Genomic DNA, 21716 nt, shown 5'->3' with positions numbered 1-21716 from the left:
TGGATCAAGCCCCTCTGGCCTGCTTCGGCCTTTGACCCTATTCTCTCGCGCAACAATCATTAAGGGAGCGCACCATGTCGAGAAAACCGGGCCGCGGCCGCATCTACTCGTCGATCACGGAAACCATCGGAGATACTCCGATCGTCCGCCTCGACAAGCTGGCCAAGGAAAAGGGCGTGAAGGCCAATCTGCTCGCCAAGCTCGAATTCTTCAATCCGATTGCTTCCGTCAAGGACCGCATCGGCGTCGCCATGATCGAGAGCCTCGAAGCGCAAGGCAAAATTTCCCCTGGCAGGACGACGCTCATCGAGCCGACCTCCGGCAATACCGGCATCGCGCTCGCTTTTGCCGCCGCCGCCAAGGGCTACAAGCTGATTCTCACCATGCCGGAAACCATGTCGGTCGAGCGCCGCAAGATGTTGGCGCTGCTCGGCGCCGAACTCGTATTGACCGAGGGGCCGCGGGGGATGAAGGGCGCAATCGCCAAGGCGGAAGAACTTGCCGCAACGCTTCCCGACGCCATCATCCCGCAACAGTTCGAGAATCCGGCAAACCCGGAAATACACCGCAAGACGACGGCCGAGGAAATCTGGAACGATACGGAAGGTGCCGTCGACATCCTCGTTTCCGGCATCGGCACCGGCGGCACGATCACCGGCGCCGGCCAGGTTCTGAAGTCGAAGAAGCCGGGCATCAGGGTAATCGCCGTGGAGCCCGAGGAATCTCCGGTTCTTTCCGGCGGTCAGCCCGGGCCGCACAAGATCCAGGGCATCGGCGCCGGCTTTGCCCCGGCGATCCTCGATACGAAGATTTATGACGAAGTCGTCACCATCAACAGCGCGCAGGCGATGGAAACGGCGCGTTTGGTCGCCAGGCTTGAAGGCGTTCCGGTCGGCATTTCCTCAGGCGCGGCACTGGCAGCGGCAATCAAGATCGGCAGCCGCGAGGAAAATGACGGCAAGAACATCGTCGTCATCATCCCATCCTTCGCCGAGCGCTATCTTTCGACTGCCCTCTTTGAGGGTCTCGGAAACTGATTTTCGGAGGTAATCGGGGCGCTTCGGCGCCCCTTTCTCCGTCAGGCCGCCGCCGTCAGCCGTTCGCCGGCAATACGATAGGAATTGCTTCCGCGCCACCTTGAGTACGCGGTGATCGCCGCAGGCCCGAAAACCGCGTGAAGGCGGGGCTGATCGGAAATCTCATTGTTCCACTCCTCTTTTTTTCGTTGAGTGGAACATGATCGACCCGTTACAGCAGCTATTCAGGGGCCGCCTCAGGGACGACTGAACGGTTTCCCTTCCTCATCCTTACGGTTCAGCCGCTCGACCAACTCCTCGGCATCCTCTTCGGTGAGCATATCCATGACCACCCCATCGATAACGACCGCCTGTCCGGTGACTGCATCGACTACCGTCCAGTAGATGTTTAAGTTCTTGCGATGGCTATACCGCGCGGTTGCCATGACGTGTTCCTTTGGGCGTGGCGAGGCCTTGGCCTTCCTCTTCCCCTTCCGCGTCTCGATTCCCTTCTCTTGGGCGTTAAGGATAAATTCAAGGTTGCTCGCGGTATCGTGGGGTAACCGATCGAGAACCGCTCCGTCCGTTTCCGCAGCCTTTCCTTCGCGGTAGTCTATGACACGCCAAGTGCCGTCGGAGTTCTCCTCTAAGCCGTACCGCTTGTAGGGCATTGGTTCGCCTTCGGTTACCTTATTTCCACTAAACGCGGACCCCGCAGTGTTTGTTGCAGATACTCGAGACCCCATCGGATATACAGCACGCGCGGCGCCCCCCCGGCACGCTTCGATATGCCTTACAATTCAAGATAACCGTTTGAAAAAGATCAATAAAGTTCTTCAAATCTGCGAATGATGCTTGGTTCTTTGCATTGCCCGCCACACTTGCGCCTCCCGACAAGTGTTTAAAGGTGTCGACCTCCTCAGCACAATGAATGCCGTTTCCGCGCCGCTATCGGCAGGGAAAATCAAGTCCTTCCCCCCGCATTTGCGCCGATGCTGCCTGAGGCGCGCTGGCAACGCGTGCAATCGTGCCGTCGAGATTGAGTTCGCCGAGCGCGACCAAATCGGCAAGCGCATCCGCCGGCATGGCGCCGAGCGCCGCCATCAGGCCAAGAGCAATCGGCAGGTCGAAGTGCGAGCTTCCTTTGGGAGATCGGCAACACAATAAAGGAACAAATTCACGTCTCTGCTGCAGTCAGGTTGTAGGGGAACACAAGCCGGAACACCCTATGGGCGCTTGCGCTCAATCGCATCCCAGAGAAGGCTTGCGATATCAGCGCCGCCGAACTTGCGGACCTCGCGAATTCCGGTCGGCGACGTGACGTTGATTTCGGTCATGTAGTCGCCGATGACATCGATGCCAACGAGCAGAAAGCCGCGTTCCCTGAGCGCCGGGCCGATGCGTTGGCAGATTTCCTTTTCACGCGCCGTGAGCTCGGTCGCTTCCGCGCGGCCGCCGACATGCATGTTGGAGCGGCTGTCGTGGTCGGCAGGAACCCGGTTGATCGCCCCTGCCGGCTCGCCGTCAACCAGGATGATGCGCTTGTCGCCCTTGCGGACATCGGGAAGATACTGCTGGGCGATAAAGGGTTCGCGGAAGAGCTGGCCGAACATTTCGAGCAGCGAGGACAGGTTGCGGTCGTCCCTCGTCGAGTGGAAGACGCCGGCACCGCCGTTTCCGTAAAGCGGCTTCAAGATGATATCGCCCATCTCGTCGCGGAAGCGGCGGACCTCGGCCGCATCCTTGGTGATCAGTGTCTTCGGCATGAGATCGGCAAATTCGGTGACGAAGATCTTCTCCGGCGAATTGCGCACCCAGGCCGGATCATTGACAACGAGCGTCTTCGGGTGAATGCGTTCCAAGAGATGCGTGGAGGTGATGTAGGCCATGTCGAAGGGCGGATCCTGCCGGAGCAGCACGACATCCATGGTCGAAAGATCGACCCGTTCGGGCGCACCGAGCTCGAAATGATCGCCCTTCATGTCACGCAGCAGCATCGGTTCGACGGAAGCGTAAAGCTTGCCGTCGCGGAGGCTCAGCCGCTCAGGCGTATAATGGAAAAGCTTGTAGCCTCGGGCTTGGGCCTCAAGACTCATGGCGAAGGTAGAATCGCCTGCAATGTTGATGCCTGCGACATGGTCCATCTGGACCGCTACGTTCTTGATATTGGCCATTTCCGTCCCTCAGTGAGTGCCGGACAGATGTAGGTCGCAAGCAAAGCAAACGCAACGGTCAATCAAGGACTTCCAGGTGCGGGCATCAAGGATTTCAGGCCGCGAGACCCTGCTGGCCGCTGCTGCGCAACAGGTTGCGAAGCCGATAGAGGATTGCCACAGGCCTGGGGAAGGGCTTGCGCAGAAAAGCGACCTTCCGGACGTAGTTGTCCACCCGCCAGTTCGCCCATGTGCCGCCCGCGAAGAACGCAACGTCGCCGGCGCGCAGCGTGCGTTCCGTTCCGTCTTCGGCGGTGACGTGCACCTCGCCTTCGAGGATCATCACCGTCTCGTCCCAGCCGAAGAACCAGCGGAACTCGCCGGCTGTGCAATCCCAGATCGCCGTGAGCGATGCGTCGTCATGACCGCGGGAATGTTCGGCCGTGCGCGCCTGCGGGTTGCCATCGACGATCCAGTCAGGATTGATCGGCGTCGATTTCATCGGCAGGTGGTCGCTGGAGTGTGCGACGAAATTCCTGCCGCGTGTTGGCGCGACCGCGTACGGCAGCGAACGCGCAGCCATTGCGACTGCGCTTGCGAGCATGAGCTTCACGGCCATGGAACCCCCCAAATTTGCTACCCCAATCATTGCGGAATAGCAGAGAGTCGTAACGGAGGCGTTCAAGCGGCCGCTAAAATTTTAGCAGTCCATTCAAACCTCTACGATATGGCGTCTGCGACTGCCGGATGATGAGCAGTGATCGCAGCACCGGCACCGATGCGCTTGCCGGTATCATGCGCGAAGAAATGCAGCTTTTGCGGCGTGATCACGAAACGCAGTTCCGGTGCCAGCGCCGTTTCCGGGAGACGACCGCCCTCAGCGGCTGTTCGCCCGTAAGGCCATGCACGAGCCGCTGCGAGCCGAGTTCTTCGACATATTCCACAATCAGGCATCGCATATTCATTTGAACCTGCCAGCCGCAGATCCTCGGTACGAATGCCGACGTCACAGCGCCGGAAAGACATGGCCGACCTATCTTTCGCCGGCTAATGGTCGTAGCTATCGCCCATCCTTGGCCTTCATATCAAGCAAGCGCTGGTAGAGTTCCTTGCGCGGCAATCCGGTGACGCGTGCGGCTTCGGCGGCTGCCTTTGCCGTCGGCATGGAAGTCGCAAGGTCGGCAAGGATGGCCCCCACATCCGCTTCGTCAGCCGGCCGCTCTTCCGGTGGGCCGACGACGAGCACGATCTCGCCCTTCACATTGTGGATTTCAGCATAATGCGCGGCAAGCTCCGCGAGCGTGCCGCGGCGGAACTCCTCATATGTTTTCGTCAGTTCGCGGCAAACGGACGCCCTACGGGTAGGCCCGAGCACGTCGGCGGCAGCAGCCAGCGTCGCGCCGATCCGGTGGGGCGATTCAAAGAACAGGAGCGTCGCTGGAGCGGCGACAAATTCCGCCAGCCGGTCGCGCCGCGCCTTGTCCTTCGCTGGGAGGAACCCCGCAAACAAAAAGGCGTCGTTCGGCAGGCCCGAGCCGACAAGCGCGGCAAGCGGCGCCGATGCTCCCGGAATGGGCACGACACGGTAACCTGCTTCGATCGCCGACTGTGCAAGGCGATAGCCGGGGTCAGAGACAAGCGGCGTCCCGGCATCTGAGACAAGTGCAACAGACCTGCCCGCCTCCAGAGCCTGCAGCAATCGCGGACCCGCCTCATCGGCATTGTGCTCATGATAGGCAAAGGGCCGGTTCTGAATGCCGTATCGGTCGAGCAGAACGCGGGTCACGCGCGTATCCTCGCAGGCGAGCACATCGGCACCCGCCAGCGTTTCCAGTGCCCGCAACGTGATATCGCCCAGATTGCCGATCGGCGTAGCGACAAGATAAAGCGCCGCTTCCAGCGGGCGGGCCGGGATGGCGACATTGTGCAGGCGATAGCCGCGCTGCCTGCCGCCCTCGCCCGCTGTTTCCTCATTATTCAATTTCGATGGCTCCTTTGGCTCTCTGCCTTTATGCGCGGGGGTTTGGCCCGCAGCAAGTGTTCGGATTTCTGTGAGCATTGTCCCGGAAAACGGCAATTGCAGCGCTGCTGCGTCTCGCACCCCTTGCATTCGTCAGCAAAGTTCTGCCATTTTGCCTGTCCACTCCTCCGGCCCGGAGCCGGACAGCATCTTCCGGCGCGTTTTGCGCGCTGGGGCAGTAACGGTCGAAAGCGGTAGCATCCCATGCGTATAACTATTGAGCGGTCAAACCTTTTGAAGTCGCTGAACCACGTTCACCGCGTGGTCGAACGTCGCAACACGATCCCGATCCTGTCCAATATCATGCTGCGCGCCGATGGCCAGAAGCTCGACATGAAGGCGACCGACCTCGATCTCGAAGTGACCGAAGCCACGCCCGCCAATGTCGAGCAGGGCGGCGCCACAACGGTTCCGGCGCATCTCCTTTACGACATTGTGCGCAAACTGCCGGACGGTTCGGAAGTTCTTTTGGCAACCTCGACGGATGGCGGCTCGATGGCTGTCCAGTCCGGCCGCTCGAAATTCTCGCTGCAGTGCCTGCCGGAATCCGATTTCCCGGATCTGACCGCCGGCACGTTCACGCATTCCTTCAAGCTGAAGGCAGCCGATCTCAAGATGCTGATCGACCGCACGCAGTTTGCGATCTCGACCGAAGAAACGCGCTACTATCTGAACGGCATATTCTTCCACACGATCGAAAGCGAGGGCGACTTGAAGCTGCGCGCGGTAGCGACCGACGGCCACCGCCTCGCACGTGCCGACGTGAAGGCGCCCTCCGGCTCCGAAGGCATGCCTGGCATCATCATTCCGCGCAAGACGGTCGGTGAACTCCAGAAGCTCGTCGACAATCCCGATGCGGTGGTCACCGTCGAAGTCTCAGATGCCAAAATCCGCCTCGGCATCGACTCGATCGTCATGACCTCCAAGCTCATCGATGGCACCTTTCCGGATTACCAGCGTGTGATCCCCACCGGCAACGACAAGGAAATGCGCGTCGATTGCACGACATTCGCCCAGGCTGTCGACCGCGTTTCGACGATTTCTTCCGAGCGCGGTCGCGCCGTGAAGCTCGCACTATCAGACGGCCAGCTTCTGCTTACCGTCAACAATCCGGATTCTGGCAGCGCGACGGAAGAAGTCGCCGTCGGTTACGACACGGATTCGATGGAAATCGGTTTCAATGCCAAATATCTGCTCGACATCACGGCGCAGCTTTCCGGCGATCAGGCGATTTTTCTGCTTGCCGATGCAGGCTCGCCGACGCTCATTCGCGATACCGCCGGCGATGATGCACTTTACGTTCTGATGCCGATGCGCGTGTAAACGCACGTCGCATTTGCCGCGGTAAAGTTTGCCGATTGCGACGTTTGGTCTTGTTTTTGCGCCAGAGGATGGCAAATAGATAGCTAGCGGTTTTGGTACATTATTCGTGGAGGACGGCATGGCGTTGCGGCTGAAAGAACGGCTCGGCAAGAAGTTCGATGAAGAAATCCGTTTCTTCAAGGGCATGATGCAGGGGCCGAAAACTGTCGGCTCCATCGTTCCCACCTCCTCCATCACCGCCCGCAAGATGGCAAGCGTCATCCACCTGAATTCCGGCCTACCGGTTCTTGAACTCGGTCCCGGCACGGGCGCGATCACCAAGGCGATCCTCGGGCGCGGCGTGAAGCCGGAAAATCTCGTCGCCATCGAATATTCGACGGATTTTTACGAGCATCTCGTCCGCCTTTACCCCAGTGTCCGCTTCATCAATGGCGACGCCTTCGACCTCGACAAGACGCTCGGCGACCTCAAGGATCAGACGTTCGATTCCGTCGTTTCGGCCGTGCCGCTGCTGAACTTCCCGATGCAGGCGCGAATTGCGCTTCTGGAAAGCCTGCTCGACCGTATTCCGGCAGGCCGGCCGGTCGTGCAGATTTCCTATGGTCCGGTCTCGCCGATCATCGCGCGGCCGGAGCGCTACCACATCCAGCATTTCGATTTCATCGTCCGCAATATCCCGCCGGCCCAGCTCTGGATCTACCGACGCAGCTGATATGTACGGGCTGTACATCACCCACCCGCAAGTGAAAATCGATCCGAACGTCGCGGTGCCCAAATGGGGTTTATCCGAGATCGGCGAGGCGCGCGCGCGCAAGGCGGCTGAAAGCAGCTGGGCGAGGAAACTGCGCCGTATTATTTCCAGCGACGAGACGAAGGCCGTCGAGACCGCGGAAATACTGGCTGCGACGGCAGGCGTGGCCATCGAAATCCGACATGGTATGCATGAGAACGACCGGTCCGCAACGGGCTTCCTGCCACCTCCGGAGTTCGAGAAAGCTGCCGACTGGTTCTTCGCGCATCCGCAAGATAGTTTCAGAGGCTGGGAGCGTGCCGCCGATGCGCAGCAGCGCATCGTTTCGGCCTTCGAAGCTGTTCTCGCCGATCACGATCCGAACGAGCCGATCGCCTTTGTCGGGCATGGCGGGGTCGGCACGCTGTTGAAATGCCATCTTGAGAGCCGCGTCATCGCGCGCGATCGCGATCAGCCGCCCGGTGGCGGCAATCTCTATTGTTTCAGCCTTGCAGACCGGCGCTTATCATGCGACTGGACGCCCATGGAAAACTGGCAGGGACGGATGTGAGATGAACGCACGCGAGCGGCTGATCGTCGGGCTGGATGTTCCGACACTTGGCGAGGCGGAACAGATCGTCTCGACGCTCGGCGACGACGTTCTCTTCTTCAAGATCGGCTATCAGCTCGTCTTCGCCGGCGGTCTGGAATTCGCACGCGATCTCGCACAGAGCGGCAAGAAGATCTTCCTCGACATGAAGCTGCTCGATATCGACAACACGGTCGCTTCCGGCGTCGAGAACATCGTGAAGATGGGTATGTCCATGCTGACGCTGCATGCCTATCCCAAGGCGATGAAGGCTGCCGTCGAAGCGGCAAAGGGTTCCGAACTCTGCCTGCTCGGCGTGACCGTCCTTACCTCGATGGACGAGCAGGATCTGATCGCTGCAGGTTACGAATACGACCCGCATACACTGGTGCTGCGCCGCGCCGAACAGGCGCTGCTCGCCGGGATGGGCGGCGTCGTCTGCTCCGCAGAAGAATCCGCCGCCGTTCGGAAAATCGTCGGACCCGGAATGGCAATCGTCACCCCCGGCATCCGCCCGGCAGGTAGTGAAAAGGGTGATCAGAAGCGTGTCATGACCCCCGCCGATGCGCTGAAGGCCGGCTCAAGCCACCTCGTCGTCGCCCGTCCGATCGTCAAGGCGCCCGATCCGAAGGAAGCGGCACGCGCCATTCTTGCCGAGATGGAAGCCGCGCTCTGACGCTTGGCGAAGGACGCGGCTGATACTGAACATATCAGCGATTTGGATGACGTGGGCAACCGTCAACAGGAGGAGAAAACCATGGCAAAAGGATACTGGATTGCACGCGTCGATGTTCGCGATCCCGAGCGCTACAAGGATTACGTCGCGGCAGCTAAGCCGGCCTTTGAAAAATACGGCGCAAACTTCCTCGCCCGCGGCGGTGCAATCACCGAACTTGAAGGTAAATCGCGAGCCCGAAACGTCGTCATCGAGTTCCCGTCCATGCAGGCTGCGGTCGATTGCTACAACTCCCCGGAATACCAGATTGCCGCCAAGATCCGCCAGGAAGTCGCCGACGCGGAAATGGTGGTTGTTGAAGGCGTCTGAGCACTCTTTGCATCTGCGAAGCTGAGGCAAGATGGACCTTTCCGTCGCGCCGGGTTTCGGCTAATACGAGTGCCGATCAACGCGTCCATCCAAGCCTTTCGAGGAGCCTGCCATGACCCTTGCCAACCTGCCGCCGCTCGTGACCGTGTTCGGAGGTTCTGGCTTTCTCGGCAGGCATATCGTGCGCGCCCTCGCAAAGCGCGGCTATCGCATCCGCGTCGCGGTGCGGCGGCCGGATCTGGCAGGTTTTCTGCAGCCGCTCGGCAATGTCGGGCAGATTTCTTTTGTCCAAGCGAACCTGCGCTACCGCACTTCGGTCGATCGCGCCGTCGAGGGTGCCGACTTCGTCATCAACTGTGTCGGCGTGCTCTTTGAGGCCGGCCGCAACACCTTCGATGCGGTGCAGGAATTCGGTGCGCGCGCCGTGGCGGAAGCCGCCCGGGCATCCGGCGCGAAGCTCATCCATATTTCGGCAATCGGCGCCGACGCCAATTCGGATTCCAGCTATGCCCGCACCAAGGGCCGCGCGGAGGCGGCAATCCTTTCGACCAAGAAGGACGCCATAATCTTCCGTCCGTCGATCGTTTTCGGGCCGGAAGACGGCTTCTTCAATAAATTTGCGGAGATGGCTCGCCTTTCGCCAGTGCTTCCGCTTATCGGTGGAGGCAAGACGAAGCTGCAGCCGGTCTACGTAGAGGACGTGGCAGAAGCCGTGGCACGCGCCGTCGAGGGCAAGGCTGCGAGCGGGATGATCTATGAACTCGGCGGTCCGGAAGTGCTCACCTTCCGCGAATGTCTTCAGGTCATGCTGAAGATCACCGCCCGCAAAAACCGGCTGGTTTCCATTCCCTTCAGCATCGCTTCGCTGATCGGCAGCGTCGCTTCGCTCATTCCCTTCGTTAAGCCCCCGATCACGGCCGACCAGGTTCGCCTACTGAAGCGCGACAATGTCGTTTCAACGAAGGCCGAAACGGATGGCCTCACGTTGAAGGCCCTCGGCGTCACGCCGACAATGCTGGCCTCCGTACTGCCGTCGTATCTGGTGCATTACCGCCCGCATGGTCAGTACACGGGTTCGGGAAAATCAGCCTGAGAAATTATCGCATCGGTTGAACGCCGCTGTGTTTGCTCACAGACGGCGTTTTTCTTTTTGCTTCTTTCAGGCAACCGGGCAAGTTTCGCGTGCTTTATATAACGCCGAGCCGGAACGGCGTTGCATAAAAGACGCATTAAAAATTTAGTGAAATTAACGCCACATTTAGCAGCAACGTTTATTGCTATTTGCCATTCCACTGACTACACACCCCGCGCGTCCTGAAACGGACTCAGCGCCATTTGCGGCGCGCTAAATCGACTTGAAAGGCTTTATTCGATGGGCAAGTCAATCGCGCTTCTTTTTGCGTGTGCGGCACTGGTTATCCTCGCAGGTTCCTTCATTGCGCCCGGCTCGGTCGCAGCGGTGAAGGGCGGCTGCGCGCCGGCTTATGGCATCGATCCCTGCTCCACAGCCTCTCTCAACCACTGAGGCAAAGGCCGGCTCTTTCTGGAGCCGCCCCGGATGTCAAATATCTGAAAATCAGCCGAACAACGTCAAGCCGATCAGGCCTGCCGCGCCAATGAAGATTCGCCACCAGGCGAAGGGCGCATAGCCCCGGATCGACACGAAATCGAGCAGCGCGCGGACAACGAAGAGCGCCGAGACGAAAGCCGCCACGAAGCCGATGACGATGAGCATTCCGTCATCGAAGCTCAGCAGATTGCGGTTCTCGTACAAATCCAAAGCAAAAGCGCCGACCATCGTCGGCATGGCGAGAAAGAACGAGAATTCGGCTGCAGAGCGCTTGTCGGCACCCATCAGCAACGCGCCCACGATCGTGGCGCCCGAGCGGGATGTTCCCGGGATCATTGCCAGGCACTGGAAGAAGCCTATCTTCAGCGCCATCGGCAAGGAAAACTCCGTCACATCATGATACTTCGGCTTGAACTGGATCTTGTCGACGGCAAGGAGGACGAGGCCGCCAAGGATGAGGACGACGCAGATCAGCATCGGCGTTTCGAAGAGCACGTTCTTGATGAAGTCATGCGCAATTGCGCCGATAACGGCTGCAGGCAGAAAACCAAAGAGTACGGCAAGGACGAAATGTCGCGCCCGCGCGCTGCGGGGCAACGCAAGCGCCAGGCTCAGCAGCCGCTTGAAATAGACGAGAAGAATCGCAAGGATCGCGCCGAGCTGGATGAGAACGACAAATGTATTGCCCGGCGACCGAAAGCCCAGGAAATGCCCTGCGAGCAGGACATGGGCCGTCGAGGAAACCGGTATGAATTCAGTAAGGCCTTCAATAAGGCCTAGAATGAGTGCACTAAAGATATCAGCCATGTTTTATCCCTTGTGAGGCGGGGCCAGGCCCGATTTGCTTGTATTGAAGGGGCCAAGCTCCTATAGCTGCAACGAATGAGTCATGACTAGGGCGCTATGAACATGAGTGCACCAGAGCATGCCGCGAGAAATCAACAATTCGGGTATCGATGCCGACGCTTTATCATCATCCTATGTCATCCGCTTCACGCTTCGTCCGGCTGATTTTGAGCGAGTATGGCTTTCAGGCAGATCTCATTGAAGAGCAGACCTGGGAAAAGCGGCGCGACTTTCTGGCGCTCAATCCTGCCGGTACCTTGCCGGTCTACGTGGACGACAGCATGCGCGCTCTTTGCGGCGCGACTGTCATTTCGGAATATCTCGATGAAACGCATGGCGTGCTGAAGCGCGACCGGCGTCTTCTCGCGGAAGATCCCTTCCAGCGCGCGGAAATCCGCCGCCTCGGTGAGTGGTTCATGCAGAAGATGGAGACGGATGTAACTCGGCCCCTGGCGCGCGAGCGCGTGTATAAACTGCAGATGAGCGCAGATCAGGGCGGCGGAGCACCGGATTCGAAGATCCTGCGCACGGCGCGCGCCAACATCCGCCAGCATATGAAATACCTGACCTGGCTTGCCGGTTCGCGGCAATGGCTGGCAGGAGATCGCATGAGCTATGCCGACCTCGCTGCGGCCGCTTCGCTATCGATCCTCGACTATCTCGGCGAGATCGACTGGACGGAATCGCCGATCGCCAAGGATTGGTATCAGCGCATGAAATCACGGCCGTCCTTCCGCCCGCTACTGACAGAGCGGGTGCGTGGACTGACACCCGTCTCTCACTACGCAGACCTGGATTTCTGACGAGGGCTTTCGATGCCCGAACGGATAGCAGACGATAAAGAACGCAAGCGCCGCGACAATTTGACCGCCTTTGTTCGCGCCGAGGCGGCAACGCTCGGCTTTGAGCTCTGTCGCATCACGCGGCCCGATTCGATACCCGAAGCGAAGGAACGGCTTGGCGAGTTCATCGATGCCGGACGTCACGGCACGATGGAATGGATGGCTGAAACGCGCGATCGCCGCGGCGATCCTCGCACGCTGTGGAGCGATGTGAAATCCATCGTCGTCTTCGGTCTCAACTACGGCCCCGGGGAAGACCCACGCTCTATTCTTGAAAAGCCGGACAAGGCGGCAATCTCCGTCTATGCGCGCAATCGCGACTATCACGACGTCATCAAGGGACGGCTCAAGGAGATCGCGACCCGCTTTGCAGCACGCGCCGGGGCCGACGTCAAAGTCTTTGTCGACACTGCACCGGTGATGGAAAAGCCGCTCGCCGCGGCAGCAGGTCTCGGCTGGCAAGGCAAGCATACCAATCTGGTCAGCCGCAGCCACGGCTCCTGGCTCTTCCTCGGCTCGATGTTCACGACGGCCGATCTCAATATAGACGACGCTGAGATCGATCACTGCGGCTCTTGCCGCGCCTGCCTCGATGCCTGTCCGACCAATGCATTCCCGGCGCCCTATCAGATCGACGCACGGCGCTGCATCTCGTACCTGACGATCGAGCACAAAGGTCCGATCGATTTCGAATTCCGGCCGCTGATCGGCAACCGGATCTATGGTTGCGACGACTGCCTTGCCGCCTGTCCGTGGAACAAGTTTGCCGTCTCGGCATCCGAAATGAAGTTGCAGGCGCGCGACGACCTGAAAGAGCCGTCGATCGCCTTTCTCCTGACGCTGGACGACGCGGCTTTCCGGATTTTTTTTAGCGGCTCACCGGTCAAGCGCATCGGCAGAGCTCGCTTTATCCGCAATGTATTGATCGCCGCCGGCAATTCCGGTGATCATAGCCTCGCCGATCAATGCCGATGGCTGGCCACTGACGCTTCTCCGGTAGTTCGCGGCATGGCAATCTGGGCGCTTTCGCGATTGATGGAGCCTGGCGAATTTGCCGTCTTTGCGGCACAAAGGCCGGATGAGTCCGATGCCGGCGTACTTGCGGAATGGCAATTGGCGGGAGTGGTGTGATGCATGTGATGATTTTCGGCTGCGGTTATTCCGGCACGGCGATTGCCAAGGCTTTCTCGGCCGGAAGCGCCCGCATTTCCGGCACAACCAGATCGGCCGACAAGGCTGAGCTCCTCCGCAGCCAAGGGATCGAAGCCTTCATTTTCGATGGCGAGATAATCAGCGACGCCTTGCTTGGCGCCATGGAAAGCGTCACACACCTCGTCCAATCGATCGCGCCGCGGGAAGCCGGAGACCCGTTGATCAATCTCGCAGGCGGCCAGCTCGGCAAGATGATGCCGGCGCTTCAGTGGATCGGCTATCTTTCCACCGTTGGCGTTTACGGCGACCACAAGGGTGGGTGGGTTAGCGAAGAGACCGTCTGCGTTCCTGTCTCCGGGCGATCGAAGGAAAGGCTCGAGGCAGAGGATGCGTGGCTGGCGCTCGGCAAGGACCTCGGTATTCCGGCCGCCGTACTGCGGCTGGCGGGCATCTACGGCCCGGGCCGGAATGCTTTTGTCAATCTAAACCGGGGCACGGCCCGCCGCCTGATCAAGAAGGATCAGGTTTTCAATCGCATCCGCGTTGAGGATATCGGCGCGTCGGCGCGCTACCTCTCAGACCGGTGCCTTGGCGGCATATATAACGTGACGGATGACCTGCCCGGCCCGCCGCAGGATGTCATTGTCGAAGCAGCGGGGCTGATGGGTGTTGAGCCGCCTCCGGAACAGCCCTTCGAAACCGCCGAGCTGACGCCGATGGCACGCTCCTTCTACGGCGAGAACAAGCGTGTTTCGAACGCCAAATTGAAAGCCGCGGGCTACACCTTTTCCTTCCCGAATTACCCGATGTCGCTTGCGCAATTGTGGCAGAGCGGACGGTGGCGCGGTTAACCCGAACGGGCCATTCCGGTACATTCGAAATGAGTAGAAAATTCCTACTTTGGCATTCTCGCGATCTAAATTTCGCTCCGTATTATGGTTAACGGCCTCTGAATTTGCGCAAATGAGGCATCAATTGTGGCAAGATCGGAAAATTATTTTTGTTACTTTTGCAACATAGCAAGTCAGTGCGCTGCGGCAGAAAAAATCGTTCTAATTTTACCTGATTTTCTTATCTTTTTTCCGCTTTCTCGACAACTGCACTTCTTCAACTCGAATTCCGCCAGACTCACAAATATTACGCACTGTAACATTCCGTGATAATCCGCGGCACTTTTTCGCCACTTTTCGCCGGATTTAAGCCCCGCCGCCCCTAAAGGCGCAAGTTCAATAGTTGAGGGATAATCCGTTTTGAAGAATATCAGCCGTTCTATAATCACTGCCGTAGCTATTGCAGCTAGTTCTTTCATGCTTCCCGCCGAAGGATTTGCTGCAGCCGGATGTGGTGGTGCTTCGTGGTACGCACTGCATTCCAAAACAGCTTCTGGCGAACGTATGAACCCTGCCATTTTGACTGCCGCTCACCGTTCGCTCCGCTTCGGCACCAAGCTTAGAGTCACCAACCGCAACAATGGCCGCAGCGTTATTGTTCGCGTCAATGACCGTGGCCCGTTCATCCGCGGCCGTGTTCTCGACCTTTCGCGCGCGGCCGCACAGAACATCGGCATGGTCCGCTCGGGTACCGCCAAGGTTTGCTACGAAGTCGTCGCCGCCAGCTAAAGGCGTCCGATACCAGCGCCGGACGGCGCTTGCTCTTGCCGTCAATCGCGGCTACCACGCGGTTGAGACTTGTGAAATTATCCGCAGCGTCAGTCACGCTTCCGCGGATTGTGCACACGTCCGTGGCAACAGGAGTTTCGTGAATGCGTTTGGGCGGCCGCCTCGAGGGGGCGATTTCGGTTCTTGCTGATATCGATCAGCGCAAGAGACCTGTCGCCGACGCGCTGAAGGATTGGGGCCTTGCGCATCGTTTCGCCGGCTCCGGCGATCGCGCCGCAATCGGCAACATCGTTTACGATGCGCTGCGCATGCGGCTTTCACACGGGTTCCTGATGGACGACGACAGCCCGCTGGCGATCGCCTATGCCGTCATGTTCCGCCAGTGGGGTTTCACGCCGGAAGCGCTTGCCGCTGAACTCTCCGACGATAGGTTCGCGCCGCCTTCGCTGCCCGATGCAGCGCTTACAGCCTTCCAGAGCCGGGCTCTTTCCTCCGCGCCTGTCCACGTCCAAGGTGATATTCCCGAGTGGGTGCAAAGCTCCTTCGAGACGGCATTCGGCGACAGCTGGCTTGCCGAAGCACAGGCGCTCGCCTCCCGCCCGACGCTCGACCTGCGCGCCAACATTTTGAAGGCCAGCCGCGAAAAGGCGGTCAAAGCGCTTGAAAGAGCCGGTGCTCATGAAGCGAAGATCGCGCGATATGGCATCCGGATTCCCGCCGGCGAAGGCGCCTCACGGCTTCCGAACGTCACAGCCGAGCTTTCCTTTCAAAAAGGCTGGTTCGAAGTTCAGGACGAGGGGTCGCAGATCGTTGCCGATCTGGTGCTGCCGAAGGATGGAGAGCAGGTGCTCGACTATTGCGCCGGAGGCGGAGGCAAGACGCTTGCCATGGCGGCAGCGATGCACAACAAAGGCCAGATCCATGCCTATGACGCCGACCGCAAACGCCTTGCGCCGATCATCGAACGCCTGAAGCGCGCCGGTACGCGCAATGTTCAAGTGCATGACGATGCAAAGGCGCTTTCGAGCCTGCGCGCTCGCTGCGACAAGGTGCTAGTCGATGCCCCCTGCACGGGTACCGGCACGTGGCGCCGCCGCCCCGATACCAAATGGCGGCTGACGGCAAAGAACCTCGACGAGCGCACGAGCCAGCAACAGGATGCTTTGAAGCAGGCGAGCGCCTTCGTGCGCCCCGGCGGCGAGCTGATCTACGTCACCTGTTCCATGCTCCCGCAGGAGAATGAACAACAGGTCCGACGCTTCGCCGCGGAAAATCCGGCATTCTCCATCGAAAGCGCCCTGGCTGCCTGGGACGAGCTATTCGACAAGAATGCCCCGCGCCCGCGTTCGTCGGATGGTGAAACGGTTACGCTGACACCGGCATCGACTGATACGGACGGCTTCTTCTTCTGCCGGATGCAGCGTAAAGCTTAAGGCGCCTGATGTGATGGCGCACGCGCGGGAGATCCAGATCATAAATTGAACAATTGCACGCTAATAGTTCAATTTTCCGCCCTTTTCCAAGTAAAGTCCTTTCTGAACAAGCGCTTTTTAAACAAGTTCCATTCTTAAAATCTTTCCAAACTAGAGTGTTTGACACTGGTTTTCTTTTGCGCGAAGAGATTCGGGCGATTTCAGACGGATATCCGTCATAGGAGAGGACCATGAAGCTCAACAAGAATTTCTGCGCAGCATTGGCGCTGGCGATAGCACCCCTATCCAGCCCGGCTCTCGCGGACACCGATGCTGCGGCCGTCGTGAAGCATTATGCCGAAGTGGCGCATGCAAAATACGAGGACTCGCTGATCACCGCAAAGGCGCTCGACAAGGCGATTGACGCCTTCCTGAAGACGCCGAACGACGAGACGCTGAAGGCTGCCAAGGATGCGTGGCTTGCGGCCCGTGTTCCTTATCAGCAGACGGAAGTCTACCGCTTCGGCAATCCGATTGTCGATGACTGGGAAGGCAAGGTCAACGCTTGGCCGCTCGATGAAGGCCTGATCGATTATGTCGATGCCTCCTACGGCGCGGAAAGCGACGAGAACGCGCTCTATGTTGCAAACGTCATCGCCAACAAGACGATCAAGATCGACGGCAAGGATATCGACGCTTCCAAGCTGACGCCGGAGTTCCTGTCCGGCACGCTGCAGGAAGCAGGCGGCGTCGAAGCCAATGTCGCTACCGGCTACCATGCCATCGAATTCCTCCTCTGGGGCCAGGACCTGAACGGCACCGGTCCGGGAGCGGGCAGCCGCCCGGCAACCGATTACGACCTCAAGAATTGCACGCATGGCAATTGCGATCGCCGCGCCGAATATCTGAAGTCGGCATCCACGCTTCTGGTCTCCGACCTGCAAGAAATGACCGATAATTGGGTGGCTGACGGTGCTGCGACGAAGAACGTCGAAGCCGATCCGAAGGCGGGTCTCGTCGCGATCCTGACCGGCATGGGCTCGCTCTCCTACGGCGAACTCGCCGGCGAGCGCATGAAGCTCGGCTTGTTGCTGCACGATCCGGAAGAGGAGCATGATTGCTTCTCCGACAACACCTATAACTCGCACCTCAACGATGCGATCGGCATCGCCGCCGCTTACAGCGGGGAATATACCCGCGTCGACGGAACGAAGCTGACCGGCCCGTCGCTGCACGATCTCGTTGCCGCGAAAGACAAGGCACTCGATACCGAAGTCGCGGGCAAGCTGAAGACGACGCTTGATGCAATGCATGCCATGGCAAAACGCGGCGAGACGGTCGAGAAGTACGACCAGATGATTGCCGAAGGCAACAAGGACGGCAACGCCGCCGTTCAAGCCGCTGTCGACGGTCTCGTTGACCAAACGAAGTCGATCCAGCGTGTCATTGCCGCACTCGATCTTGGCACGGTTCAGCTTGAAGGTTCCGACAGCTTGGATAAGCCTGACGCTGTCTTCCAATAATCAAAAAGGCGGGCCGCTTCCAAACCCAAGCGGCCCGAACTCTGAAATGCCGCATAATCCGGCTCGTCGCGTTTTTCTCTGCGCTGCTTTCTGCGCCACGCTTGCCGGCGTTCCGGTGGCTCTTGCCGCCGGTTTTAATCTCCCGACGAAACGCACCGATCTTTCCGATGCCGATTTGAAGCGCGTCGAGGCCGTGACGCGCCCGGCGAGTGATTTTTCCAAAGCCGAGCCATACGAGGCGATGCAGGCGGGTGCCGCCACATCGGTCGATCCGGTAACGCAGGATTCCTTTTCGCATATCTCGGCAAACATCCCCTTCGAAGAAGAGCAGAACTTCAAGCTCGGCAACGCACTCTTCAAGAAGCTCTGGGTTTCCGCGCCATCCTCGACACAGGCGTCGGATGGCCTCGGGCCGCTCTTCAATGCGCGCTCCTGCATGAGCTGCCACGTCAACGACGGACGCGGCAGGCCACCGGAAGGCGGCGTCAGCGCCACATCGATGTTCTTTCGCCTTGGACGAGCAGCGGCGACATCGGAAGAAGGAGAGGTGATCGCAAATGCTAGCGCCGTCAATTTCCCGGACCCTACTTATGGTCATCAGCTGCAGGACCTTGCCGTGCCCGGTCTCGCCGCCGAAGGGAAGATGGCCATTCGCTATGCGGAAAAGACCGTTACGCTTGCCGGCGGAGAAACAGTCTCATTGCGCACGCCGACCTACGAAGTGAAGGATCTTGCCTACGGCCCGCTCGATCCGGCGACAACGATATCGCCGCGCGTCGCCCCGGCGATGATCGGGCTCGGCCTCATCGAAGCCATTCCAGCAGCCGACATCCTCGCGCATGCCGACCCGGACGACAAAGATGGTAACCGCATTTCAGGCAAGGCTGCCATCGTGCGTGATCATCGCACAGGCGCAGTCGCCCTTGGCCGCTTCGGGTGGAAGGCACAGAATGCAACTGTGCGCGACCAGAGCGCTGCCGCCTTCTCCAGCGACATCGGCATATCGACGCCCGACCGGCCGGATGCACATGGGGATTGCATGCAGGCCGAGATAAAATGCCAAAAAATGCCAACCGGTGTTCAAAAGCGCCTGGGCAATGAAGAGGCGCCCGGGCCTGTCCTCGATCTCGTGACCTTCTATTCCGCGAATCTAGCCGTACCGGCGCGGCGAAAGGCAAGCTTCCCCGACACGCTGAGGGGTAAGGAACTTTTCTATCAGTCCGGCTGCATATCCTGCCACGTACCCAAATTCGTCACACGTCGGGATGCCGCCGAAAAAGCTCAGTCCTTTCAGCTTATCTGGCCTTATTCGGATTTCCTGCTGCACGATATGGGCGAAGGTCTTGCCGATGCCCAGCAAGTTGGCCACGCAAGCGGACGTGAATGGCGCACGCCGCCGCTATGGGGTATAGGACTGACCCGGACTGTCAGCGGACACAGCTTTTTCCTCCACGACGGCCGCGCCAGAAATCTCACCGAAGCGATCCTCTGGCACGGCGGCGAAGCCGAGAAAGCCCGCGATGCATTCTCCTCTCTGCCGAAAGACGATAGAGAGGCCCTGATCCGATTCCTGGAGTCCCTGTAATGCGCCTTTGGCAACCTCTCGTGCTTTCATTCATGCTTGCGGCATCGGCAATTGCACAGACTGCGTCGACGCCGACGGGGCTGAACGAGGAAGCGGTGCCTGGCGTGATGGCGCGGGCCGTCGACGAGGTGATCCGCCCCGGCTACCGCAACATGCAACAGTCTACGGCACGCTTGACGACGGCGATGAAGGACCTCTGCGACGGTGGCACACAGCAGACTTTGGACAAGGCCAAATCTGCTTTCGACGATACGATCCGCTATTGGTCGATCATCGAGATCGTGCAAACCGGCCCGGTAATGCACGACAATCTCTTCGAACACATCCTCTTCTTCCCTGACCGAAAGGGCGTCGGCCTTAGACAGGTACAGGCACTGCTCGCCAAGGCCGACCCGAAGGATGCAACGGTCGACTCGATCGGGGAAAAGAGCGTCGCCTTGCAGGGTCTGACGGCGCTTGAATACGTGCTTTACGGCAACGGCTCAGACGATCTCCTCAAACAAAAGAACGGGTTCCGCTGCCAATATGGCGCTGCTGTTGCGGGCAATATCCAGCGCGAGGCAGGCGAAGTCGTTGCGGCTTGGGAAAAGCCGGACGGCGTGCAGGCAAGCTGGAAACGTCCCGGTCCCCAAAGCGAAGATTTCATGGATAACAAGGAAGCGGTGACCGCGCTTCTCGGCATTCTTGTCCACGGCGTCGAAACCGTCCGCGATCAGCGGCTTGAGCTGTTTTACAAAGGCCGGGATGACACGGCACCGCGCCCGCGCATGGCTATCTATTGGCGCTCGAAAAACACTTGGAAATCGATGACGGCAAACCTCGAGGGACTGCGCACGCTCTGGCAGAAGGCCGGAATGGCAGAACTTCTGCCTGCCGACAAGAAACCCGTTGCTGATGCAATCGAGGCGAACTTCAAGACCCTGCTTGATACCGTCCCGAAGCTCAATCCGGATATCGACGTGGCAACCAGCGATGCGGAGAAAGCCAAGCTCGACGCATTTCTGGCGACGAGCCGTGAATTGATCACCCGCATCAGCGACGAATATGGCGGCGCGATCGGCCTTTCGGCCGGCTTCTCCTTCTCCGACGGGGACTGAGCCGATGTGGCGGAGCGCTGCGATCGACCGACGCAGTTTCGTCAAGGCAGCAGGCCTGAGCTTTCTCGCCGCATTGCAGCCGCGCGGGCTGCTGGCACTTGAGCGCGCGGATGCGCTTTATGCCTCGGGCATCCGCGCCGCCGACGGCTCCTTCGCGGTCGCGACCGTGACCGAACGCGGCGAAATCGTCGATCAGGTCGCCCTGCCCGCACGTGCCCATGGCATGGCTTTCAGCCCAACCACCGGCAAGACCGTCGCCTTCGCTCGCCGTCCCGGCACCTACGCAATGATCTTCGATCCCTGGAACAGGGGTGAGCCGGTCGTTATCACCTCCGCCGAAGGCCGCCACTTCTACGGACACGGTACCTTTTCGCAGGACGGCCGGTTGCTTTATGCCAGTGAGAACGATTTTGACGGCAATCGCGGCATGATCGGTCTCTACGACGTGACAAACCGCTTCGCCCGCATCGGCGAGTTCCAGACCTATGGGGTCGGCCCGCACGATATGACCGTCTCCGATGACGGCCGCTGGCTTGTCATCGCCAATGGTGGCATCGAGACCCATCCGGATTTCGGCCGCACGAAGCTCAACCTCGGCAACATGCAGCCATCGCTGACGCTGATCGATGCGTCCAATGGCACGCTCGTCGAAAAACATGTGATGCCGCGGCAATGGTCGCAGGTCTCGACCCGTCACGTCGATATCGACGCCAATGGCCGCGTGTGGTTCGCATGCCAGTACGAGGGCCACCGTAACGACCTGCCGCCGCTCGTCGGCCACTTCGCCAAAGGCGAGGAACTAACCTTCGTCGATCTGCCGGAGAAAACGACCCGCCAGCTCGGCAACTATGTCGGCGCCATTGCCGTCAACCGCAAGGACGCCCTCGTCGGCGTGACGTCGCCGAAGGGTGCATCGGCGATCATCGACGCCAACTCCGGCAAGGTCTTGGCCGAAGACATCATCCCCGACGCTGCCGGCATCGCGCCCGCCCGGCATGGATTTGCTGTCTCTTCCTATGACGGTGAGTTCCTTGCGACGCGCAGCAATGTGGCATGGGATCAGCATATCGTCAGGATTGCCCGCGAGCGCGCTTGATCTTCAGCCAGTACTTGTGCTGCGGACCGTCTTTGCGGCACTCGGCTCGATCGCATATCGGAACTGCTTCCCTTTCATCCTTGTCGAAACCGACGCGC

24 protein-coding genes and 1 pseudogene are annotated in these 21716 nt (G+C 59.6%); 17 read left to right on the top strand and 8 right to left on the bottom strand.

All coding sequences use genetic code 11. The annotated features are described in order from the left end of the window. Positions 1 to 74 precede the first annotated feature (74 nt). Positions 75 to 1037: a cysteine synthase A gene (gene cysK / locus ISN39_RS20800; RefSeq protein ID WP_039843657.1), complete on the top strand. Its 963-nt coding sequence runs from the start codon at positions 75 to 77 to the stop codon at positions 1035 to 1037. A 236-nt stretch (positions 1038 to 1273) separates the two neighbouring features. Here the strand turns inward: cysK and ISN39_RS37925 are convergent, their stop codons facing one another. The 6 genes and pseudogenes from ISN39_RS37925 to rsmI form a co-directional block, all read right to left on the bottom strand. After that, positions 1274 to 1687 (bottom strand): hypothetical protein, encoded by a 414-nt coding sequence (locus tag ISN39_RS37925; protein ID WP_338112275.1) that lies wholly within the window; start codon positions 1685 to 1687, stop codon positions 1274 to 1276. A gap of 295 nt (positions 1688 to 1982) precedes the next feature. After that, a pseudogene (locus tag ISN39_RS20790) lies at positions 1983 to 2165 on the bottom strand (magnesium chelatase domain-containing protein); the annotation flags it as partial. A 77-nt stretch (positions 2166 to 2242) separates the two neighbouring features. Next, complete coding sequence (gene gshB, locus ISN39_RS20785) at positions 2243 to 3190, bottom strand: glutathione synthase (protein ID WP_074066376.1); 948 nt, start codon at positions 3188 to 3190, stop codon at positions 2243 to 2245. Between the two features lie 94 nt (positions 3191 to 3284). Beyond that, entirely contained in the window at positions 3285 to 3788 is a 504-nt protein-coding gene (locus ISN39_RS20780) for a cupin domain-containing protein (protein WP_074066375.1), read from the bottom strand. A gap of 101 nt (positions 3789 to 3889) precedes the next feature. Continuing rightward, positions 3890 to 4195: a hypothetical protein gene (locus ISN39_RS20775; protein WP_194728725.1), complete on the bottom strand. Its 306-nt coding sequence runs from the start codon at positions 4193 to 4195 to the stop codon at positions 3890 to 3892. Positions 4196 to 4229: 34 nt separating this feature from the next. Next, complete coding sequence (gene rsmI, locus ISN39_RS20770) at positions 4230 to 5150, bottom strand: 16S rRNA (cytidine(1402)-2'-O)-methyltransferase (protein WP_246763257.1); 921 nt, start codon at positions 5148 to 5150, stop codon at positions 4230 to 4232. 243 nt (positions 5151 to 5393) lie between these two features. Between rsmI and dnaN the strand changes: the two genes are divergently transcribed. The 7 genes from dnaN to ISN39_RS20735 all read left to right on the top strand — a co-directional run bounded on the left by dnaN (position 5394) and on the right by ISN39_RS20735 (position 10401). Continuing rightward, positions 5394 to 6512 carry a DNA polymerase III subunit beta gene (gene dnaN, locus ISN39_RS20765; RefSeq protein WP_074066373.1) on the top strand — a complete coding sequence of 373 codons (1119 nt, stop codon included), beginning with the start codon at positions 5394 to 5396 and terminating at the stop codon, positions 6510 to 6512. A gap of 118 nt (positions 6513 to 6630) precedes the next feature. Then, a complete protein-coding gene (gene pmtA / locus ISN39_RS20760) occupies positions 6631 to 7224 on the top strand; it encodes a phospholipid N-methyltransferase PmtA (RefSeq protein ID WP_194728723.1) in 594 nt (197 codons plus the stop codon). Between the two features lies 1 nt (position 7225). Continuing rightward, complete coding sequence (locus tag ISN39_RS20755) at positions 7226 to 7813, top strand: histidine phosphatase family protein (protein WP_194728722.1); 588 nt, start codon at positions 7226 to 7228, stop codon at positions 7811 to 7813. A 1-nt stretch (position 7814) separates the two neighbouring features. Beyond that, a complete protein-coding gene (pyrF, locus tag ISN39_RS20750) occupies positions 7815 to 8507 on the top strand; it encodes an orotidine-5'-phosphate decarboxylase (protein WP_194728721.1) in 693 nt (230 codons plus the stop codon). 81 nt (positions 8508 to 8588) lie between these two features. Beyond that, positions 8589 to 8876 carry a DUF1330 domain-containing protein gene (locus ISN39_RS20745; protein ID WP_074066369.1) on the top strand — a complete coding sequence of 96 codons (288 nt, stop codon included), beginning with the start codon at positions 8589 to 8591 and terminating at the stop codon, positions 8874 to 8876. Between the two features lie 112 nt (positions 8877 to 8988). Next, positions 8989 to 9969, top strand: a complete 981-nt coding sequence (locus ISN39_RS20740; RefSeq protein ID WP_074066368.1) for a complex I NDUFA9 subunit family protein — start codon at positions 8989 to 8991, stop codon at positions 9967 to 9969. A gap of 279 nt (positions 9970 to 10248) precedes the next feature. Then, the gene (locus ISN39_RS20735) at positions 10249 to 10401 is read left to right on the top strand and encodes a hypothetical protein (protein ID WP_027510599.1); all 153 of its coding nucleotides are present in this window, start codon (positions 10249 to 10251) and stop codon (positions 10399 to 10401) included. Between the two features lie 51 nt (positions 10402 to 10452). Here the strand turns inward: ISN39_RS20735 and ISN39_RS20730 are convergent, their stop codons facing one another. Continuing rightward, positions 10453 to 11253, bottom strand: a complete 801-nt coding sequence (locus ISN39_RS20730; protein WP_194728720.1) for an undecaprenyl-diphosphate phosphatase — start codon at positions 11251 to 11253, stop codon at positions 10453 to 10455. A gap of 149 nt (positions 11254 to 11402) precedes the next feature. Between ISN39_RS20730 and ISN39_RS20725 the strand changes: the two genes are divergently transcribed. Genes ISN39_RS20725 through ISN39_RS20715 form a run of 3 tightly spaced genes read left to right on the top strand, consistent with a single transcriptional unit; the run spans position 11403 to position 14137 of the window. Further along, the gene (locus tag ISN39_RS20725) at positions 11403 to 12095 is read left to right on the top strand and encodes a glutathione S-transferase family protein (RefSeq protein WP_022713395.1); all 693 of its coding nucleotides are present in this window, start codon (positions 11403 to 11405) and stop codon (positions 12093 to 12095) included. 12 nt (positions 12096 to 12107) lie between these two features. Beyond that, the gene (gene queG, locus ISN39_RS20720; RefSeq protein WP_194728719.1) at positions 12108 to 13265 is read left to right on the top strand and encodes a tRNA epoxyqueuosine(34) reductase QueG; all 1158 of its coding nucleotides are present in this window, start codon (positions 12108 to 12110) and stop codon (positions 13263 to 13265) included. Then, positions 13265 to 14137, top strand: coding sequence for an SDR family oxidoreductase (locus tag ISN39_RS20715; RefSeq protein WP_194728718.1), 873 nt, complete (start codon positions 13265 to 13267; stop codon positions 14135 to 14137). The genes queG and ISN39_RS20715 overlap by 1 nt, the downstream gene beginning before the upstream one ends. A 173-nt stretch (positions 14138 to 14310) precedes the next feature. On the opposite strand, the gene ISN39_RS20710 is transcribed toward ISN39_RS20715, so the two are convergent. Further along, the gene (locus ISN39_RS20710; RefSeq protein WP_194730279.1) at positions 14311 to 14595 is read right to left on the bottom strand and encodes a hypothetical protein; all 285 of its coding nucleotides are present in this window, start codon (positions 14593 to 14595) and stop codon (positions 14311 to 14313) included. On the opposite strand from ISN39_RS20710, the gene ISN39_RS20705 reads away from it, so the two are divergent. The 6 genes from ISN39_RS20705 to ISN39_RS20680 all read left to right on the top strand — a co-directional run bounded on the left by ISN39_RS20705 (position 14537) and on the right by ISN39_RS20680 (position 21618). After that, positions 14537 to 14905 (top strand): septal ring lytic transglycosylase RlpA family protein, encoded by a 369-nt coding sequence (locus ISN39_RS20705; RefSeq protein ID WP_074066364.1) that lies wholly within the window; start codon positions 14537 to 14539, stop codon positions 14903 to 14905. The genes ISN39_RS20710 and ISN39_RS20705 overlap by 59 nt on opposite strands. Before the next feature lie 143 nt (positions 14906 to 15048). Next, entirely contained in the window at positions 15049 to 16338 is a 1290-nt protein-coding gene (locus ISN39_RS20700) for an RsmB/NOP family class I SAM-dependent RNA methyltransferase (protein WP_194728717.1), read from the top strand. A 230-nt stretch (positions 16339 to 16568) separates the two neighbouring features. Next, positions 16569 to 17840, top strand: a complete 1272-nt coding sequence (locus ISN39_RS20695; protein ID WP_194728716.1) for an imelysin family protein — start codon at positions 16569 to 16571, stop codon at positions 17838 to 17840. Between the two features lie 46 nt (positions 17841 to 17886). Further along, positions 17887 to 19425, top strand: a complete 1539-nt coding sequence (locus tag ISN39_RS20690) for a di-heme oxidoredictase family protein (RefSeq protein WP_194728715.1) — start codon at positions 17887 to 17889, stop codon at positions 19423 to 19425. After that, the gene (locus ISN39_RS20685; RefSeq protein ID WP_194728714.1) at positions 19425 to 20522 is read left to right on the top strand and encodes an imelysin family protein; all 1098 of its coding nucleotides are present in this window, start codon (positions 19425 to 19427) and stop codon (positions 20520 to 20522) included. The genes ISN39_RS20690 and ISN39_RS20685 overlap by 1 nt, the downstream gene beginning before the upstream one ends. A 4-nt stretch (positions 20523 to 20526) precedes the next feature. Beyond that, entirely contained in the window at positions 20527 to 21618 is a 1092-nt protein-coding gene (locus tag ISN39_RS20680; RefSeq protein WP_194728713.1) for a DUF1513 domain-containing protein, read from the top strand. Positions 21619 to 21716 lie beyond the last annotated feature (98 nt).

It is taken from the genome of Rhizobium sp. 007 (assembly GCF_015353075.1).
In the GTDB taxonomy this organism is placed as follows: domain Bacteria; phylum Pseudomonadota; class Alphaproteobacteria; order Rhizobiales; family Rhizobiaceae; genus Rhizobium.
This window is presented reverse-complemented; position numbering and strand designations above follow the sequence as displayed.

Excerpts from the sequence above, each read along its gene's own strand:
- cysK (WP_039843657.1), top strand. The coding sequence starts at position 75 with ATGTCGAGAAAACCGGGCCGCGGCCGCATCTACTCGTCGATCACGGAA.
- ISN39_RS37925 (WP_338112275.1), bottom strand. The coding sequence starts at position 1,687 with ATGCCCTACAAGCGGTACGGCTTAGAGGAGAACTCCGACGGCACTTGG.
- gshB (WP_074066376.1), bottom strand. The coding sequence starts at position 3,190 with ATGGCCAATATCAAGAACGTAGCGGTCCAGATGGACCATGTCGCAGGC.
- ISN39_RS20780 (WP_074066375.1), bottom strand. The coding sequence starts at position 3,788 with ATGGCCGTGAAGCTCATGCTCGCAAGCGCAGTCGCAATGGCTGCGCGT.
- ISN39_RS20775 (WP_194728725.1), bottom strand. The coding sequence starts at position 4,195 with ATGTCTTTCCGGCGCTGTGACGTCGGCATTCGTACCGAGGATCTGCGG.
- dnaN (WP_074066373.1), top strand. The coding sequence starts at position 5,394 with ATGCGTATAACTATTGAGCGGTCAAACCTTTTGAAGTCGCTGAACCAC.
- pmtA (WP_194728723.1), top strand. The coding sequence starts at position 6,631 with ATGGCGTTGCGGCTGAAAGAACGGCTCGGCAAGAAGTTCGATGAAGAA.
- ISN39_RS20755 (WP_194728722.1), top strand. The coding sequence starts at position 7,226 with ATGTACGGGCTGTACATCACCCACCCGCAAGTGAAAATCGATCCGAAC.
- pyrF (WP_194728721.1), top strand. The coding sequence starts at position 7,815 with ATGAACGCACGCGAGCGGCTGATCGTCGGGCTGGATGTTCCGACACTT.
- ISN39_RS20745 (WP_074066369.1), top strand. The coding sequence starts at position 8,589 with ATGGCAAAAGGATACTGGATTGCACGCGTCGATGTTCGCGATCCCGAG.
- ISN39_RS20740 (WP_074066368.1), top strand. The coding sequence starts at position 8,989 with ATGACCCTTGCCAACCTGCCGCCGCTCGTGACCGTGTTCGGAGGTTCT.
- ISN39_RS20735 (WP_027510599.1), top strand. The coding sequence starts at position 10,249 with ATGGGCAAGTCAATCGCGCTTCTTTTTGCGTGTGCGGCACTGGTTATC.
- ISN39_RS20730 (WP_194728720.1), bottom strand. The coding sequence starts at position 11,253 with ATGGCTGATATCTTTAGTGCACTCATTCTAGGCCTTATTGAAGGCCTT.
- ISN39_RS20725 (WP_022713395.1), top strand. The coding sequence starts at position 11,403 with ATGCCGACGCTTTATCATCATCCTATGTCATCCGCTTCACGCTTCGTC.
- queG (WP_194728719.1), top strand. The coding sequence starts at position 12,108 with ATGCCCGAACGGATAGCAGACGATAAAGAACGCAAGCGCCGCGACAAT.
- ISN39_RS20715 (WP_194728718.1), top strand. The coding sequence starts at position 13,265 with ATGCATGTGATGATTTTCGGCTGCGGTTATTCCGGCACGGCGATTGCC.
- ISN39_RS20710 (WP_194730279.1), bottom strand. The coding sequence starts at position 14,595 with ATGAAAGAACTAGCTGCAATAGCTACGGCAGTGATTATAGAACGGCTG.
- ISN39_RS20700 (WP_194728717.1), top strand. The coding sequence starts at position 15,049 with ATGCGTTTGGGCGGCCGCCTCGAGGGGGCGATTTCGGTTCTTGCTGAT.
- ISN39_RS20695 (WP_194728716.1), top strand. The coding sequence starts at position 16,569 with ATGAAGCTCAACAAGAATTTCTGCGCAGCATTGGCGCTGGCGATAGCA.
- ISN39_RS20690 (WP_194728715.1), top strand. The coding sequence starts at position 17,887 with ATGCCGCATAATCCGGCTCGTCGCGTTTTTCTCTGCGCTGCTTTCTGC.
- ISN39_RS20685 (WP_194728714.1), top strand. The coding sequence starts at position 19,425 with ATGCGCCTTTGGCAACCTCTCGTGCTTTCATTCATGCTTGCGGCATCG.
- ISN39_RS20680 (WP_194728713.1), top strand. The coding sequence starts at position 20,527 with ATGTGGCGGAGCGCTGCGATCGACCGACGCAGTTTCGTCAAGGCAGCA.